Here is a 16,215-nt window from a genome sequence, read left to right on the forward strand (position 1 = left end):
GGTCCTCCCGGTCGTCTGCTCCAATGGAGGGGCTATGACAGAGGAGCACCCCCCTTCCCCCGGTCCCGACCCCCACGACTCCGGTCCCCACGGACTCGAACGCGCCCTCCACACCGGCCGGGCGCTCGTCCTCGCCGACCTCACCGCCTGCGGCATCGCCGAGGCCGAGGTCGTCTCGCTGGTCGAGGAGGCGGTCTCCCACCGCCGCTGGTGGGTCGAGCAGTGGCCCGAGGGCGCCTCCTTCGTCGCGGGCCTGATCGCCCAGGACGTCCAGGACGCCCTGCTGGACCGCCGGGGACGCTGGCCGGGCTGCCCGCTGTGCGGCGGTCCGGAGGAGCACGCCCTCGACGTCGAGCCCGAGCTGGGCCCGGACCCGCACTGGGTGTGCGGCCGGACGGCGACGGCGGTGGCGCCCGTCGGGGGGCTGGGAAGCGCCAGGTGACCGTCTACATCGACCCGCCCGAGTGGCCGGGCCACGGGATGCTGTGGTCGCACCTGGTCAGCGACGTCTCCTACGAGGAGCTGCACGCGTTCGCCGCCGCCGCCGGCTGCCCGCGCCGCGCCTTCGACCGCGACCACTACGACGTGCCCGCCCACCGCTACGAGCGGGCGGTGCGGCTGGGCGCGGTCGAGGTGGGCAGCAAGGAGCTGCTGCGGCGGCTGACGGAGGCGGGCCTGCGGCGGCGCAGGCCACCGCGCCGGGTGGTCACGGCGCCCTGATCGGCTCAGGCCCGCCAGGCCCGTCCGGGTCCCTCCGGGAGGCGGGGACGCCGAGGGCCAGTACGGCGGTGTCGTCGTCCACGCCCTCGCCCAGGTCCTCCAGCAGGGTGCCGACGGCGGCGACGGCGCCCGCGGCGCTCGTCGGGGCCAGTCCGGCGGCGAAGTCGAGCAGGGCCTCCTCCCCGTACCGCTCCTCGTAGCGCTCCCCGTACCGCTTCCCGCGGCGGCCGGTGCGGGCCTCGGTCAGCCCGTCGGTGTACAGCAGCAGGGTGTCGCCGGGGGCCAGGCGCACGGCGGTGGCGGCGAAGTGGGCGTTCGGCAGCACCCCGACCAGCTGGCCTCCGGGGGTGTGCAGGTACTCGGCGGTGCCGTCGGCGCGCAGCAGCAGGGCCGGCGGGTGGCCGCCGCTGGCGAGGACGAGGCCGCAGCCGTGCTCGCCGGGGGTGAGCAGGCCGTGGACGACGGTGCAGAAGCGCGGGTCGGCGCCGTGGTTCTCGTGCTCCAGGACGGTGTTGAGGTTGGCCAGCACCCTGACCGGGTCGGGGTCGGAGGCGCTCGCGGCGCGCAGCGAGTAGCGGGCGAGGGAGGTGACGGCCGCCGCCTCGGCGCCCTTGCCGGACACATCGCCGAGGAACAGCCCCCAGCGTCCGCCGGAGACGGGGAACAGGTCGTAGAAGTCGCCGCCGACCTCGTCGGCCGAGGCGGTGTGGTAGTGCGCGGCCAGCTCCGCACCGGGGATGCCGGGCAGGGCGGGCGGCAGCAGGCTGCGCTGGAGGGTGGTGGCGAGCTGCTGGACGCGTTCGCGTTCGCGCTCGGCCTCCCGGCGGGCGCGCAGCAGCTCGGTCTCGTAGGCGCGGCGGTCGCGGGCCTCGAAGACGGAGGTGCGCACCAGCGGCGGCCGTCCCTCCGAGCCGTCCCGCACCGTGGAGGCGACCATCACCGGGAGGCGGCTGCCGTCGGCCGCCTTCATCTCCAGGGCTATCCCGCCGACGCGGCCCTGCATCCGCAGCAGCGGGGCGAGGTGGGTCTCGTGGTAGATCCTGCCGCCGACGGTGAGCAGGTCGGAGAAGGTGCGGCGGCCGACCAGCTCCTCGCGGCGGTAGCCGAGCCAGCCCAGCAGGGTGGCGTTGACCTTGACGATCCTGCCGTCGGGGAGGGTGGAGAGCTGGCCGCACGGCGTGTTCTCGTACAGGTCCTCCGGGTCGTCCTCCAGCTCCCTGCCGTCCCCCGGCCCCGGTGCGGCTTCCGGCCGGTCCGGCCGGTCCGGCCGGTCCGGTTGATCCGGTCCGGGGTCCGCGCGGGAGGTCACCGCGCCCTCGCGAAGGAGGCGATGGCCTCGGCCGTCGGCCCCGGGTCGCTCAGCTGCGGGCAGTGCCCGTGGGCGTCCAGGGTGACCAGGGTGCTGCCGGCGATCCTGTCCCGGACGAACGCCCCCACCTCGCGCGGGGCCAGGGTGTCGTGCGCGCACTCGACCACCAGCGTCGGCACGTTCACCCCGGCCAGGTCCTCGCGGTTGTCGGACAGGAAGGTGGTGCGGGCGAAGACGCGGGCCATGCGCGGGTCGGTGCGGCAGAAGCTGTTGGTCAGCTCCTCGCCCAGCTCGGGCCGGTCCGGGTTGCCCATGATCACCGGAGCCATCACCGACGACCAGCCCAGGTAGTTGCTCTCCAGCGACTCCAGCAGCTCCTCGATGTCGGCTTCGCTGAAGCCGCCCCGGTACTCGCCGTCGTCGATGTAGGACGGGGAGGGGGTCAGCAGGACCAGCCCGGCGAAGCGCTCCGGCTCGCGCAGCGCCGCCAGCACCCCGATCATGGCGCTGACCGAGTGCCCCACGAACGTCACGTCCCGCAGGTCCAGCCCGCGGCAGATCTCCAGCACGTCCTGCGCGTACCCCTCCAGCGAGGAGTACCGCTCCTCGTTCCAGGCGGAGGGGTCGGAGTCGCCGGAGCCCACGTGGTCGAAGAGCACCACCCGGAACTCCTCGGCCAGGACGGGCGACACCAGGCGCCACATGTTCTGGTCGCAGCCGAACCCGTGCGCCAGCACCACCACCGGCCCGTCCTCCCGGCCGGTGACGGTGACGTTGTTCCTCCGGACGATGTCCATCTCGCATGTCCTCTCACCCGTATCCGTGTCCCCGGACGCCCGGGTGCGCTCGGGTGCGCTCGGAACGCCGGCCGTGGATGGCCTGCGGGTTCACCGGCCACCGAGGTTAATGCCGTATCCCGGGCAGGGCGTACCGGGGCGTTCCGGTGAGAGGGCGCTCACGCCCGGACGGGTCAGCCCGCCGCCTCGGTGACCCGCGCGGACCCGTCGGCGGCCGCGTCCGCGGGCGAGCCGGCCACCACGCGGGAGGCGGCGGTGCGCCGGTGCCACCGCGCGGCGGCCACCGTCGCGCCGACGGCCGCGGCGGCCAGCAGTGCGCTGACCCAGGCGACGCCGGTGTAGCCCCAGCCGGCGGTGATCACCAGCCCGCCGACCCAGGGGCCGACGGTGTTGCCGATGTTGAACGCCGAGGTGGTCGTCGCGCCTGCCAGGGTGGGGGCGGCGCCCGCCACTTCGAACATCCGGGCGTTGATGGCGGGCGCGGTGAAGAACGAGGTCACCCCCAGCCCCAGCGCCAGCCCGACGGCCGCCACCGGGAGGTGCGCGGTGAGCGCCAGCAGCGCCAGCACGGCGGTGGTGGCGGCCAGACCGGCGTACATGGCGCCGAACAGGTGGGCGTCGCCGACCCGGCCGCCGAGCGCGGCGCCGATCAGCGCACCGACCCCGTACAGCGCCAGCACGGTCGGCACCCAGCCCTCGTCCAGGCCGGCGGTGTCGGTGAGCAGCGGGGAGAGGTAGGAGAAGAGGCAGAAGGTGGCGGCGGCGTTGAGCGCGGTGATCACCAGGGCCAGCCACACCTGGCCGCTGCGGTAGATCCGCAGCTCGCGGCGGAGTACGGGCCGGTCCGCGCCGGTGGGCGGCTGGGTGGGCGGCACCAGCGCCAGCACTCCGGCCACCCCGACCGCCGCCAGCAGGGCCACCGCCCAGAACGCGGCCCGCCAGCCGGCGTGCTGCCCCAGGAGCGCCCCGGCCGGTACGCCCAGGACGTTGGCGACGCTCAGCCCGCCGATCATCACCGCCATCGCCTTCGCCTTCGCGCCCGCCGGGGCCAGCGACACGGCCACCGCCGCGCCCACCGCCCAGAACCCGGCGCACGCCAGCGCGCCCACCACCCGCGAGGCGAACAGCACCTCGTACGTCGGTGCGAGGGCGCCGGCCACCTGTCCGGCCCCGAAGACGGCCAGCAGCGCCACCAGCGTGGTGCGGCGGGGCAGCCGCAGCGTCGCACCGGCCAGCACCGGGGCGCCGACCACCATGCCGATGGCGAAGGCGGACACCAGCAGCCCGGCCTGCGGAATGGACACCGACATGTCGCGGGCGATCGGCTGGAGCAGCCCGGCGATCATGAACTCCGAGGTGCCGAGCGCGAACACGGACAGCCCCAGGACGTAGACGGCCAGGGGCATGCGGGGGCGCTCGGTGCGGCGCGGAACGGCCGCGGGCTCGGTGCCGGGAGAGGGCTCGGACGGGGTGCCGGGGGTTTCGCCGGAGGCGGTGCCGGGATCGGGATGGGGCATGTACGGGCCCAACATCACCGGCGGTCCCCCCATTCCTCGCCGCCTCCGTTCACACCTTTGGCGACGGGAAGTCCCTTATGTCCCCGCGCCGCGGGCGTCTTCGCTCCCCGTCTCGCCGCCCGTCGCACCGCCCGCCCCGTCGCCTGCCCCGCCGTTCCCGCCGGCCGACAGCAGCTCCAGTTCCGTGACCAGGTTGCGGCGGGCGGTGTGCTCCCAGTGCTCCCGGCCGTAGCGGGTGCGGAACAGGGCGGGCAGGCCCAGCAGATGGCGCAGGACCTCGGTGCGTCCGGCGCGGAAGGCGTCGTCGGGGACGAAGCCGTACTCCTCGCGGACGGCGGCGGCGTAGGCCGCGTACTCCTGCGGTGATCCGGCCAGCACCGCGAGGTCGGCGTCGCAGAGCACCTCGCCGCCGGTGTCGCCGGGGGCCGGGTCGTGGCCGGCGGTGATGCGGACCAGCCGGGCCACCTCGGCGGCCAGGGCGGGGGAGGCGCCGGCCTCGGCCAGGGCGCGCTCGGCCAGGCGGGCGCTGCGCTCCTCGTTGGTGGAGCGGTCCGGGAGGTGGACGGCGTCGTGGAACCAGGCCGCCAGCGAGACGGCGGCGACCTCCTCGGGGCCGGAGCAGTGGGCGGAGAGCAGGCCGACGCGGTCCAGGACGGCGATCAGGTGGTCGGTGGTGTGGTAGCGGCGGTGGGGCTCGGCCCAGCGCGCGAGGAGGTCGTCGGCGTAGTCGTACGGGGAGGGGGTGCCCGCGGGCAGGTCCGCCTCCGGGCGGCGGACGGCGAGGAGGGTCCGGACCCAGCGCTCGCGCAGTCCGTCGTGGGCCGGATGGCGGTTGTTCGGCGTGACCATGGCGCAATTGTGTGCCCCGTCTTCCCGGCGTGTCCCGCGATATGGCAGGCTCCGCTATATGTCTAGACCAATCCTCGAAGTGATCGCCCTCGACGCCCAGGACGCGATCGCCGCGCAGACCGGCGGGGCCGACCGCCTCGAACTGGTCGGCGACATGGCCTCCGACGGCCTCACCCCCGCCCGCGAGACCTTCGCCGCCGTCCGCGGGGCCACCGATCTGCCGGTGCGCGTGATGCTGCGCGCGGCGGACGGGTTCGCGGCGGGCGGCGAGGCGGCACTGGAGGCGTTGCGCGAGCGGGCGCGCGGCCTGCGCGCGGAGGGTGCGGAGGAATTCGTGCTCGGCTTCCTCGACGACACCGGGCAGCCCGACCTCGCCGCGATCGGCGCCGTCCTCGACGCGGTCCCCGGCTGCCGCTGGACCTTCCACCGCGCCATCGACCGCTGCGCCGACCGCGCCGGGCTGCGCAAACGGCTCGACGGGTACCCGGGCCTGGACGCCTACCTCACCGCCGGCTCGGCGGACGGCGTGGCGGCGGGCCTGGCCGTCCTGTGCGCCGAGGCGGCCCGTACGGCCGCCGGGGAGCCCGGCTACCTCCCGCTCCTGATGGCCGGCGGCGGCCTGGGCCTCGACCACGTCCCCGCCCTGCGCGCGGCGGGCGTGACCGCCTTCCACATCGGCGGCGCGGCCCGCTTCGGCGGCTGGGACACCCCGGTCTCCCCGGACGCGGTGCGCCGGTGGCGCGAGGCGCTGGACGGCTGAACGGGCCGGTTTCCCGCACACGTCCCCGCACACGTCCCCGCACACGCTCCCGGCCGCCCCCGGAGCGGGCGCGCAGGTGTGGCGGTGACCGGGAGCGGTCCACCGCACCGGGGTCACCGCCGCACCGGGATCACCACCGAGGAACGGGGCGCCGGACCGCCGCGGCGGTCCGGCGCACCGCGTCCGGGCCGCGGCCTCCGGGAGCCGCTCGGCCGGGCCGCGGTCGTCGACGGCCGCCCACAGCGCGACGGCGATGAAGAGCGCCTGCAGGGGGACCCTGAACCACAGGGGTGTGGCCGCGCCGCCGTCGAACACGACGCCCTCGACCGCGGCGTAGACGTTGGCCGGGAGCATCAACGAGAAGAGCACTGCCAGACCGAACCCGGTCGCCCGGCGGGTCGCCGCCAGGACGAGACCCGCGGCGCCGAGGAACTCCAGCACACCGGTCAGGTAGACCATGGCGTGGGGCCACGGCACGAACGGCGGGACCATGCTCGCCATGTCCCCGTGACCGGGCATCGGGGCGGTGCCCGAGCGGATGAAATGCGTGGTCGCGGTGACCGTCAGCATGACCGCCAGGCCGTGCGCGGCTGCGACGCGCCATGTCGAGAACCGGGTGACCCCCAGCGCGCCGAGCAGCCGGAAACCCAGCGCCGGGCCGATGAGGAGCATGAGCGTTCCGAGCATGGTCGACCTCCGGGGGGCGAGGAGAGGGTGCGGACGAGCGGGGTGGCGGACAGGACGTCCGCCGTGCCGTGCTTTGCCGCGCCTTGCCGTGCCGTCGTCAGGCCGTTTCGGCGCCTACCCGCACTCTTCCACCGGGCCGCCGCCGGGCGGCCCGGCGAAGGTCCCCGCCGCCGAGGCCGTGGTGCACGGCTTTCAGCGGCTGACCGCCCCCGCCGGCCGGGACGTTCGGCCCTGGCGGGCCCGCACCGTCCGGTCGCGGCGCTCCGTCCGGAGGCCCGTCGCCGGGCCGTTCCCGCCCGGCCGCCTCACTCAGCGGCCGGACCGCTCCCGCCCGGCTGCCCGGCCGCCGCCCGCCCGGTGTCCAGCCACTCGACGTCCAGCGACCGGACCCACCTGTGGCAGTTGCGGCTGAAGTCGGGAGAGGGGACGTCCCGGAAGAGTCCGCCCAGGTCCCCCGGCCCGTCGTCCGGATCGGGAAGCACCATGGCCAGCCGCTGGAGCGAGGGGGAGCTCTGCGCCGCGACCAGTTCGCGGAACTCCCGGTACGTCACGTGCCGCAGGTCGCGCGCCGGGCCGAAGCGCCCCATGAGGTCGTCCAGCCGGGTCGGCTCCCGCTGCACCACGTGGAAGGTCTCGCCCAGGCGGCCCTCGCGCACCGCCGCCGAGATGAACCGGCTGACGTTGTCCACCGGGGTGAAGTCGCCCCGCGCGCCCGTCTCGAAGCGGACGCCGAGTTCCGCGCACGCCGTCAGCACGAACTCGGCCAGACTGCCGCCGTGGCTGAGGACGCCGGTGCGCGAGTGCGGCATCACCTCGCCCATGCGGTACAGGCTCACCGGGAGGCCGTACCGCTGCCGGGCCTCGCGCAGCAGCGCCTCGGCGACCCACTTGCTCCGGCTGTAGCCGTCGCCCGGCACCTCCTCGGCCGCGGGGAAGGCGTTCTCGTCCAGCGCCGAGCCGTCGTGGGGCGCACGGGGCAGGATGCCGAGCGTCGACAGGTGGTGCACGGGGCTGGCCGGCCCGGGGCCGGTGCGGGCGAGCCGGACCACCTCGCGGGTGCCGAGCACGTTCACCGCGCGTAGACGCCGGTAGGGGTAGACGAGGTTCACCTCCGCGCCCGCGTGCACGATCGTGTCCGTCCACTCGGCCAGCTCCCGGAAGCCGGACCCGGACAGCCCGAACCCCTCGGCGCCGAGGTCGCCGCGCACGACCCGGACCCGGTCGTCGCCGCTGCCGACGGGCAGGCCGTAGTGGCGGGCGCGGGCGTCGAGCCGGGCGCGGGCGGCCGCGTCGTCCTCGGCGTTGACCAGGCAGGCGACGGTGGCCGGCGTGGACCGCAGCAGCTCGTCCAGCAGGTGGATGCCGATGAAGCCGGTGCCGCCGGTGAGGAGTATGTGCCGGGGCGGGGCGACGGCCGCGGGCCGCGGGGACGGTACGGCCGCCGGACAGGCCGGTTCCAGAGCGGCGGCGTCGGCCAGCATCTCCCGGTGCACGGCCGCCTCCCCGGCCTCCGGGCCGCCCCGGGCGATCAGACGGACCTGGGCGGCGACAGTCGGCGCCTCGGCGATGTCCCGCACCGACAGGCGCAGGCCGAACAGGTCGCGCAGGCGCAGTACGAGCCGCTGGGCGCTGAGGGAGGTGCCGCCGATCTCGAAGAAGCCGTCCCGCGGACCGGGGGTGACACCCAGGAGTTCGGCCCACAGGGAGCGGACCGTCCGCTCCGGGTCGCCCCCGGGGGCCGGCCCGCCCCCGGCGCCGCCGCTCCCGGGCGCCGCGGCCTGCTCCGCCGTGCTCCGCCCCGCCGCGTCCGGCCCGTCCAGCAGCCGCGCCAGGGCCCGGCGGTCGGCCTTGCCGTTGGGGGACAGGGGCATGCTCTCGATCCGCACGAACCGGTCGGGCACCAGCTCGGCCGGGAGCAGCTTCCCGGCCCGCGCCCTGGTGTCCGCGAGGTCGAGGTCCTCGCGGGCGACGACGGCCGCGACCAGGGTCTGGCCGTCGGCCTCGCCCCGCAGCACGACCCGCACGTCCTGGACCCCCGGCAGCGTCAGCAGTGCCCGCTCGACCTCCGCCGGTTCGATCCGCACCCCGCGCACCTTGAGCTGGTCGTCGCGCCGCCCCACGAAGTACAGGCAGCCGTCGGCCCGGTAGTGGCCGAGGTCGCCGGTGCGGTAGAGGCGGTCGCCGGGGATGTCGGGGAAGGGGTTGGGCACGAACGCCGCCCCGGTCCGCTCCGGGTCGCCGAGGTAGCCCAGTCCCAGGCAGTCGCCGCCGATGAGGATCTCGCCGGTCCCGCCCGTGCCCAGGCGCCGCATCGAGGAGTCCACGACCACCGCCGAGGTGTTGTCGATGGGGCGTCCGACGGGTATCTCGTCGCCGGTGCCGCCACCGCCGGCGCCCGCGGTGACGGTGTGGAAGACACTGCCGATCGACGCCTCGGTGGGACCGTAGGTGTTGGTGATCGCCGTGCCGGGCAGCAGCCCGTGGAACCTGCGGACCGCCTCCACGTTGATCGCCTCGCCTCCCAGCAGGACGTGCCGCAGGGAGCCGGCCGCCCGCACCAGTGCCGGGTCCGAGGCGAGCAGGTCGACGAGCACGGTGAAGATCGACGGCACGAAGTCGGTGATCGTCACCCCGTGGCGGCCGATCTGGTCGACGGTGCGCTCCAGGTCGAGCAGCCCGTCGCGGCGCGGCATGACGACGCTGCCGCCCATGGTCAGCGGCCACAGCAACTGCCACAGCGACGAGTCGAAGACCGACCGGCTGTTCTGGAGCGCCACGTGCCCGGCGCCGAACCTGCGGGTCATGTAGAGGAACCGGTTGAGCAGGCCGCGGTGCACGTTGAGCGTGCACTTGGGCAGGCCCGTGGTGCCCGAGGTGAAGAAGCCGTAGGCGAGGTCGGTGCGGCCGGGGCGCCCGCCGGCGGGGGCGGCGTCGGTGCCTTCCAGCTTCCGGTGGTCGGCCACGAGGGCGCGGGCGCAGCCGGCCGCAGGGGCCGGGGTGCGCGGGGAGACGACGGCGATGTCGGTGCCCAGGCCCCGCAGCAGCGCGCCGATCCGCTCCCGGGGCCAGCCCGGGTCGAAGGGGATGAAGGGGACTCCGGCCTTCATCGCCGCGACCATCGCGAGCGGGAGTTCCATCCCGTCGCTCACCAGCAGGGGGAGCAGCGTCTCCCGGCGCGCGCCGTGGTCCACGAGCATCGCGGCCAGGGAGTTGGCCCTGCGGTCCAGCTCCCGGTAGCTCAGCGTCGTGCCGTCGTAGTACAGCGCGTCGGCGTCGGGGGTGGCACGGGCCTGCTCCTCGATCAGGTGCAGGGTCGTCGCGGTGCCCTGCGGGTACGGCACACGGCGTCCGTTGGGATCGGGCAGCGCGGGCGAGGGCGTGCTGGCTGGCATCGTGGACCCCAATCGAGTGTGGTTCCAGGCGTTTCCAGGCGTTTCCGGGAGGGACTGCTCTGCTGTGCGGGTGTGGGGGGTTTGTGCGGGCCGCCGCGCGACGGGGCGCGCGGCGGCCGCGTGCTGCGTGTCGAGTGCGGCGGGGGCTCGCGGTGGCGCGCGGGCCTTCAGACGGCGGGCAGGACGAGGGAGTGGGAGCGCAGCTCCTCGTAGAAGGGCAGGTGGTGCCGGAGGTAGCCGGCCAGCACCGGGCTGTCGTCGACCGTGACGGCGTGGCGCCGGTCGCTCTGCCGGAAGCCGGAGCTGCGGGCGACGTCCTGGTGCCACCGGCTGGTGCGGCTCCACTCGGAGCGCTCCCCCGACTGCCAGGACAGGGCCCGCTCGTCGTAGGGGATGCCGACGGCCTCGCAGTAGGCGCGGACGGTGTCGCCGGGGCGCTCGACGAGGACGTCGGCGTCGACCACGACGGGATCGCGCCCCGTCTCCCGGCGGACCCGGTCGAATATCTCGTGCTGGTGCTCGAACCCGATCTCCGGGAGCTTCACATCGGGGTTCACCGCGTAGTGCGACTCGATGGCGCGCCGCGGGTCGCGGACGATGAAGGTGTGCGTGACGGCCTCGGCCAGCGGCAGCGCGTCGAAGAGGCGGGCGTGCGGGTACTCGGTGGTGTCCTTGAAGAACACCGGCGTCTTCGCCGACTCCGCCGTGAACCCCCGCAGCACCTCCTCCGGCGTGGTGAGGCGCCGTCCGCCGACCTCGACGTGGTGCCCGGCGGCCAGTTCGGAGAACGGCTCGTGGTACGCGCGGAAGTCGCCGCGCTGCACCATCATCCGGAAGAAGGCCGTCGACATGGCCCGCGGCGGGGACCACAGGGCCAGCACGGCCGGCCGTACGGGGGCGCTCACTGCGACCACTCCGTCGGCTCCCGGTCCCAGCGGTGGGCGCGCAGCTCGCGCATCAGCTCCTCGGGCAGCCGGCGGCCGTCGCTGACCGCGATGTTGGCGGAGACGTGCCCGGGGCGGCGCATGCCGGGGATCACGGTGTGCACGTCGTCGTTCTGCAGGATGAAGCGCAGGGCCAGTTCGGGCAGCGTCATGCCGTCGGGGACGATCTTCTTCAGCGCCTCCGCGCGGTCCACGCTGGCGTGCAGGTTCTCGGGCACGAAGTAGGAGGCCCGCCAGTCGCCCTCGGGCCAGGTGGTGTCCTTCGTCAGCGTCCCGGTCAGGGTGCCCTCGTCGAACGGGACGCGGGCGATGACGCCGATGCCCAGCTCCCGGCAGAGCGGGAAGAGTTCGTCCTCGGGCGCCTGGTCGAAGATGTTGTAGATGACCTGGACGGCGTCGATCAGGCCGGTCCGCAGGACCTCCGTCGCGTTCCAGGGCTCCCAGCGGTTGATGCTGATGCCGATTCCGCCGACCATGCCCGAGGACCGCAGCGCCTCGACGGTGGCCAGCCAGCGCTCGTCCCGCGCCCAGTGGTCCTCCCACACGTGGAACTGCATCAGGTCCACGCGGGGGACGCCGAGGTTGCGCAGGCTCTTCTCGGTGTACTCCATGACGTGGTCGTACGGGAACACGTCGTCGACGTCGGAATCCCGGGTGGAGGGGAACCTCCGGTCCTTGGGAGGGATCTTGGTGAAGGCCTTCAGCCCCTTCTCCGGATTGGCCGCGAGGAGCTTCCCCAGCAGGACCTCGCTGTGTCCGCGGCCGTAGATCCACGCGGTGTCGAACGCGTTGCAGCCGAGGTCCACGGCGAGCTGGAGGGCGGCGAGACTCGTCTCGTCGTCCGCGCCCTGCCAGCCGCCCGGCCCGGCGCCGACCCCCCACATCCCGTAGCCGATCTCCCCGACCCGCCAGCCCAGCCGGCCGAATGTGCGCTGAAGCATGTCTGTTCCCCTGTGAGCGAGTGGAAAGGTGTGAGCGAGTGCGCGGGAAGGCGCGGAAGCCGCCCGCGGGTCATCCGGAGGCGGGCCCGGCGAGGGGCGCCGAGTCCCAGTTGTGGCCGCCTCCGCCGGTGAACCGGCGCTGCCGCAGGACATCGGCGCCCCCGCCGATCTCCTGCAGCGCCCGCCCGACGACGCCGCCCTTGTAGAGGTCGAGCCGGACGGTGGCGTCGGCCGGGCCGGCGATCTCGGCCAGACCGGCCCGCGCCGCCCGGGCGGTACGGCCGTGCGCCGTCCCCTCGTAGACGCATACCGCCAGCTGCCGGGCGAGGAACCGCGCGGTGTCCGCGGCGCCCCGGTCGGTGACCGTCTCGTAGGCGGCGCGCACCGCGTGCGACAGCAGCTCCATGCCCGGCGCCTCGTACACGCCGCGGCACTTGGTGCCGTTGATGCGGTGCTCCACCACGTCGGTCAGGCCCAGCCCGTTCCGCCCGCCGACGGTGTTGGCCAGCTCCAGCAGCTCCTCCGGCGGCAGGCGGCGGCCGTCGAGGGCCACCGGGCGGCCGTGCTCGACGGTGACGGAGACCGTCTCCACCCGGTCCGGCGCCTGCCGGGGCGACACGCCCATCAGCCGTTCCAGACCCGCAGCCGTGGTGCCCAGGTCCTCCAGGCCGGCGTCCTCGTGGGAGGTGCCCGCGAGGTTGCCGTCGACGGAGTGCTCCGCGGTGTTCCCCGGCATGCACACCAGGCCCGCCGAGGCGATGTGGCGGGCCATCGCCTCCCGGTCGGGCAGGGCGGCCAGCACCTCCGGGTCGCGCCAGGGGGCGAAGACCGCGAGGTCCGGCGCGAAGTGCGCGCCGTAGCGCTCGAAGCGGCGCTGGTCGTTGCCGCCGCCGACGCAGCCGTGCGCCAGTACGCCGGCGCCGGCCCGGCGCAGCTCGGGCACCACGCGCTCGACGATGACGGCCCGGGACAGGCCCGTGGTGTTCCAGTAGCCCCCGTCGTAGTGGGCCTGGAAGGCGACGACGTCGAGCGCCGCGTCGGCCATGGTGCGCCGGGCGTCCACCTCGTGCACCGGTATGCCGGCCGCGCGCACCGCGCCGGTGAACTCGCGGAAGTCCTTCTCCGGACACTGGCCGATGTCGAGGACGAACGCCTCCACGTCGTATCCGCCGCCGTGCAGCCAGGAAGCCAGTGCGAGGGAGGAAAGCCCCCCGGAGAGGCAGATTCCGATCTTCCGCCGCTTCAGTTCGGACAGCGAGAGGTCCACCCATCCTCCAGGGGAGATGCGCCTGCGCTCCGGTATTCGCACCGGGCTGTGCGATACGGGGGACATGCTGTCCAACCCGCGCGGGCGGGGGGAAGTGAGCACCGCGGGGCATGATGCTGCAATGCGTAAACCTGAAGGCGTTGTACATGGGCGGAAACCGGGCCAACCCGGAACCGCCCGGCATCCCGCGCCGCGGTTCCGGGGGCACGCCGTTCAGCCGAACCGGGTGCGCCCGTCCGGCCGCTGGGAGTCCAGGAGCCCGGACCGGGCGAGCAGATAGCCCAGTTGGGCCCGGCTGCCGGCCCTGAAGTGGTCGGCGGCCCACTTGATGTGGTTGGCCACGGTGCGGGGGCTCACGCCCAGCCGGCTCCCGATCGCCTTGTCGGTGTGCCCCTCCACCATCAGGCGCAGTATGGCCTGCCGGGTCTGGGAGGTGAACGTGTGCGGCTGCCACCGGTCCGTGCCGCGGAAGACGGGCTCGGCCCGGTCCCACGCGCAGTCGAAGGCGTTCACCAGATAGCGCACGATCGCGGGGTGGCGCACGGACAGGGCCGCCGGCTGGTGCTCCTGCGCGGCGGGTATGAAGGCGACGGCGCCGTCGAAGACGGTGACCTGGTTGAACGCCTCGGCCAGGGTGCGCACCTCGGCGCCGGCCGCGGTGATCTTCTCCGCGTAGGCGAGCGTCGGGCCGTGGGAGCGCACGGTGTGCTGGTACAGCACCCGCTGCCGTACTCCCCTGGAGCACAGGTCCAGCGCCTCCGGCAGGGTGCGGGCCAGCGTCTCCCCACTCAGGCCGCCGCCCGGCTGGGCGGTCATCACATCGCTTCCGCAGGACCGGGCGGCCCGGCGCAGGGCCTGGTCGACGGCCTCCTCGCCGAGCAGCAGGTCCGCGGTGCGGTTGACCTCCCGGCCGATCTGCCGGTACGCCGCCTCCGCGCGGGCCAGCACCGACCGGACCGACCGCAGGGCCTGCTCCTGCTCCAGGATGGCCCGCTCGATCGGGTGCGCGAGCCTGGCGGCGGCGATGTCCGGCGGCACCGGGACCAGCGTCCCGGGGCTCTCCGGCGACCGGCGCAGCAGCCCCAGTTCCAGCAGGCATCCGGGCGCCTGCGCGGCGGGCGCGCTGCCCCGGGCCAGCGCCTGACGGTAGAAGGCGTCGCCCTCGTCGCAGATGTCGGACCCCGGGCGGCCGGCCGCGGTTCCGGGCTCGGTTCCGGTCGTGCTGTCTGCCGTACCGGTCGTGACGGTGCACATGTGGCGCTCTTCCAGCTTCCAGTTCTTCGTCCCCTCTCCGCCCCGTACCGGGCCCGGCGCGTCCGCGGGGCCCGGTACGGGGCGGCGGGGAGCGGCGGGGGGACGGCGGGTCGGAGGGCGGTCGGTCAGGCGATGGCGACCTTGGCCGCGAGGCCGAGGAAGACGACGCCTGCCAGGCGGTTCAGCCAGGTGCCCGAGCCGGGCCGCTTGCGCAGCCGCTCCCCGATCCGGCCGGAGAGCAGCGCGATCACGCAGTCGACCAGCAGCCCGATCACCGTGAATGTCACGCCCAGCACCAGGAGCTGGAGGGCGGGACTTTCGGCGGAGGGCGTGACGAACTGCGGCAGGAAGGCGAGGTAGAAGATAATGATCTTGGGGTTGAGCAGGTTGACGATGGTCGCCCTGCGGAAGACCGTCATCGGCGGCGCGGCCGTGTGCTCCCCGTCGAAGGTGGTCCCGGACGAGTCCCGCAGCGTGTGCCAGGCCAGGTAGAGCAGGTACACGGCCCCGGCGTAGCGGAGCACCTGGTACGCCGTCTCCGACGACTGGACGAGGGTGGCGACCCCCAGCGCGACCGCGAGGGTGTGGCAGGCCATGCCGGCCGACATGCCGAGCGACGCCAGCAGACCCGCCCTGGTGCCCTGGCTGATGCCGTGGGTGAGGATGTAGACCATGTCGGGGCCGGGAGTGACGCAGATGACCAGCACCGCCATGACGAAGACCGTGTACGACGCCAGTCCCAACCCGAACATGTTCCCCCTCCGATCCGGCCGACCGTTCGGAACCTAGACAGCCGGGCCGCTCCGCGCAACAGCTACCGGCCCGTCGGCGCGATCCCGTCCGCCGCCGGCGGGCGGGGGAAAGCGGGAGGAGGGGCCGCCGCGTCCGGCTCCCCGCACCCCGGGCGCGGGGAGCCGGACGCGGGTGCGGACGCGCCTACGAGACGGCCGCCGAGAAGGCCGGCAGGTACCCCTTCTCGTGGCCCTCGGCCGTGGGGTGGATGTTGGTGGAGCTGATCCACGGGTCGCTCGTGCAGATCTCGTGCCCGGCGAAGGCGGGACGGGCGTCCGCGAAGGCGAACCCGGCCGCGGCGGCGCGGCCGGCGATCACCTGGTTGAGCACGTCGGCGCCGTCGTTGATCGCCGTGCGCTTGCCCGAGCCCATGCTCAGGCAGAAGCCGCCCTCCTTGTAGAGGTAGGGGTAGCCCACGACGACGACCTCGGCGTTCGGCGCGCGGTCGCGGATGGTGGCGTACAGGGCGTCCAGTTCGCGGGGAAGCTCGTTGCGGGCGTAGTCGGCGGCCTCGTCCAGTCTCTGCTCGCAGGTCGCCTGCGAGGAGAGCATGCAGGTCAGCATGATGGAGGCGAAGCCGGAGTCGTTGCCGCCGATGCTGATGCTCACCAGCGTCGTGCTCCCGTCCAGATACCGCACCTGGTTGTTCAGCACGTCCGGGATCTTCGCCCCGCCGCAGGCGGCGAAGGTGAAGGACGCGGGTGCGGAGAGCCGCGCCCACCGGGCCGGGTAGGCGTTGCCGCTGCGGGTGCACAGCACGTCGGAGTAGTCTCCGGCGCCGGTGCCGGAGGAGTAGGAGTCGCCGAGGGCCACGTAGTTCTCCGCCGCGTTCTGCGTGGCGTTCCCGGCGGCTGAGGCGGGGGCGGCCGGTACGGCGAACGCCGTCGCCAGGGCCAGCAGGGCCGTGGTGAGGGCACGGGGGATGCGCATGGTTTCCTCCAGGGGCATGCACAGAGGTGGGGGGCGTCACACCATTACCGCCCCGG

At 74.5% G+C, this 16,215-nt stretch carries 14 protein-coding genes; 3 read left to right on the forward strand and 11 right to left on the reverse strand.

Annotated features, from left to right (window positions below):
• Positions 1 to 34 precede the first annotated feature (34 nt).
• Both QPK52_RS15395 and QPK52_RS15400 read left to right on the forward strand, forming a co-directional pair.
• Positions 35 to 442 carry a hypothetical protein gene (locus QPK52_RS15395; RefSeq protein WP_410538058.1) on the forward strand — a complete coding sequence of 136 codons (408 nt, stop codon included), beginning with the start codon at positions 35 to 37 and terminating at the stop codon, positions 440 to 442.
• Positions 439 to 720 carry a DUF4031 domain-containing protein gene (locus tag QPK52_RS15400; protein ID WP_410538059.1) on the forward strand — a complete coding sequence of 94 codons (282 nt, stop codon included), beginning with the start codon at positions 439 to 441 and terminating at the stop codon, positions 718 to 720. Before QPK52_RS15395 ends, QPK52_RS15400 begins: the two co-directional genes overlap by 4 nt.
• Here the strand turns inward: QPK52_RS15400 and QPK52_RS15405 are convergent.
• The 4 genes from QPK52_RS15405 to QPK52_RS15420 form a co-directional block, all read right to left on the reverse strand.
• Complete coding sequence (locus tag QPK52_RS15405; RefSeq protein ID WP_410538060.1) at positions 707 to 2,029, reverse strand: SpoIIE family protein phosphatase; 1,323 nt, start codon at positions 2,027 to 2,029, stop codon at positions 707 to 709. The two genes, QPK52_RS15400 and QPK52_RS15405, sit on opposite strands and share 14 nt — an antisense overlap.
• Positions 2,026 to 2,826 (reverse strand): alpha/beta fold hydrolase, encoded by an 801-nt coding sequence (locus QPK52_RS15410; RefSeq protein ID WP_410538061.1) that lies wholly within the window; start codon positions 2,824 to 2,826, stop codon positions 2,026 to 2,028. Before QPK52_RS15410 ends, QPK52_RS15405 begins: the two co-directional genes overlap by 4 nt.
• A 173-nt stretch (positions 2,827 to 2,999) precedes the next feature.
• Positions 3,000 to 4,232 carry a Cmx/CmrA family chloramphenicol efflux MFS transporter gene (locus QPK52_RS15415; protein ID WP_410540343.1) on the reverse strand — a complete coding sequence of 411 codons (1,233 nt, stop codon included), beginning with the start codon at positions 4,230 to 4,232 and terminating at the stop codon, positions 3,000 to 3,002.
• Positions 4,233 to 4,418: 186 nt separating this feature from the next.
• Complete coding sequence (locus QPK52_RS15420) at positions 4,419 to 5,192, reverse strand: hypothetical protein (RefSeq protein WP_410538062.1); 774 nt, start codon at positions 5,190 to 5,192, stop codon at positions 4,419 to 4,421.
• Between the two features lie 58 nt (positions 5,193 to 5,250).
• On the opposite strand from QPK52_RS15420, the gene QPK52_RS15425 reads away from it, so the two are divergent.
• Positions 5,251 to 5,952: a copper homeostasis protein CutC gene (locus QPK52_RS15425; protein ID WP_410538063.1), complete on the forward strand. Its 702-nt coding sequence runs from the start codon at positions 5,251 to 5,253 to the stop codon at positions 5,950 to 5,952.
• A 992-nt stretch (positions 5,953 to 6,944) separates the two neighbouring features.
• Here the strand turns inward: QPK52_RS15425 and QPK52_RS15430 are convergent.
• From QPK52_RS15430 to QPK52_RS15460, 7 genes are all read right to left on the reverse strand, one after another.
• Positions 6,945 to 10,031, reverse strand: coding sequence for a non-ribosomal peptide synthetase (locus tag QPK52_RS15430; RefSeq protein ID WP_410538065.1), 3,087 nt, complete (start codon positions 10,029 to 10,031; stop codon positions 6,945 to 6,947).
• A gap of 167 nt (positions 10,032 to 10,198) precedes the next feature.
• The gene (locus tag QPK52_RS15435; RefSeq protein WP_410538066.1) at positions 10,199 to 10,945 is read right to left on the reverse strand and encodes a sulfotransferase family protein; all 747 of its coding nucleotides are present in this window, start codon (positions 10,943 to 10,945) and stop codon (positions 10,199 to 10,201) included.
• On the reverse strand, positions 10,933 to 11,916 hold the full coding sequence (locus QPK52_RS15440) for an aldo/keto reductase (protein ID WP_410538067.1): 984 nt from the start codon (positions 11,914 to 11,916) through the stop codon (positions 10,933 to 10,935). Before QPK52_RS15440 ends, QPK52_RS15435 begins: the two co-directional genes overlap by 13 nt.
• Before the next feature lie 70 nt (positions 11,917 to 11,986).
• A complete protein-coding gene (locus QPK52_RS15445; protein ID WP_410538068.1) occupies positions 11,987 to 13,183 on the reverse strand; it encodes an argininosuccinate synthase domain-containing protein in 1,197 nt (398 codons plus the stop codon).
• Positions 13,184 to 13,396: 213 nt separating this feature from the next.
• Entirely contained in the window at positions 13,397 to 14,437 is a 1,041-nt protein-coding gene (locus tag QPK52_RS15450; RefSeq protein ID WP_410538069.1) for a helix-turn-helix transcriptional regulator, read from the reverse strand.
• 125 nt (positions 14,438 to 14,562) lie between these two features.
• Positions 14,563 to 15,189, reverse strand: coding sequence for a LysE family translocator (locus QPK52_RS15455; protein WP_410538070.1), 627 nt, complete (start codon positions 15,187 to 15,189; stop codon positions 14,563 to 14,565).
• 184 nt (positions 15,190 to 15,373) lie between these two features.
• On the reverse strand, positions 15,374 to 16,159 hold the full coding sequence (locus QPK52_RS15460; protein ID WP_410538071.1) for an SGNH/GDSL hydrolase family protein: 786 nt from the start codon (positions 16,157 to 16,159) through the stop codon (positions 15,374 to 15,376).
• Positions 16,160 to 16,215 lie beyond the last annotated feature (56 nt).

The sequence above is a fragment of the Streptomyces sp. KL2 genome (genome assembly GCF_046529545.1).
GTDB classification, from domain to species: Bacteria; Actinomycetota; Actinomycetes; order Streptomycetales; family Streptomycetaceae; genus Streptomyces; species Streptomyces radiopugnans.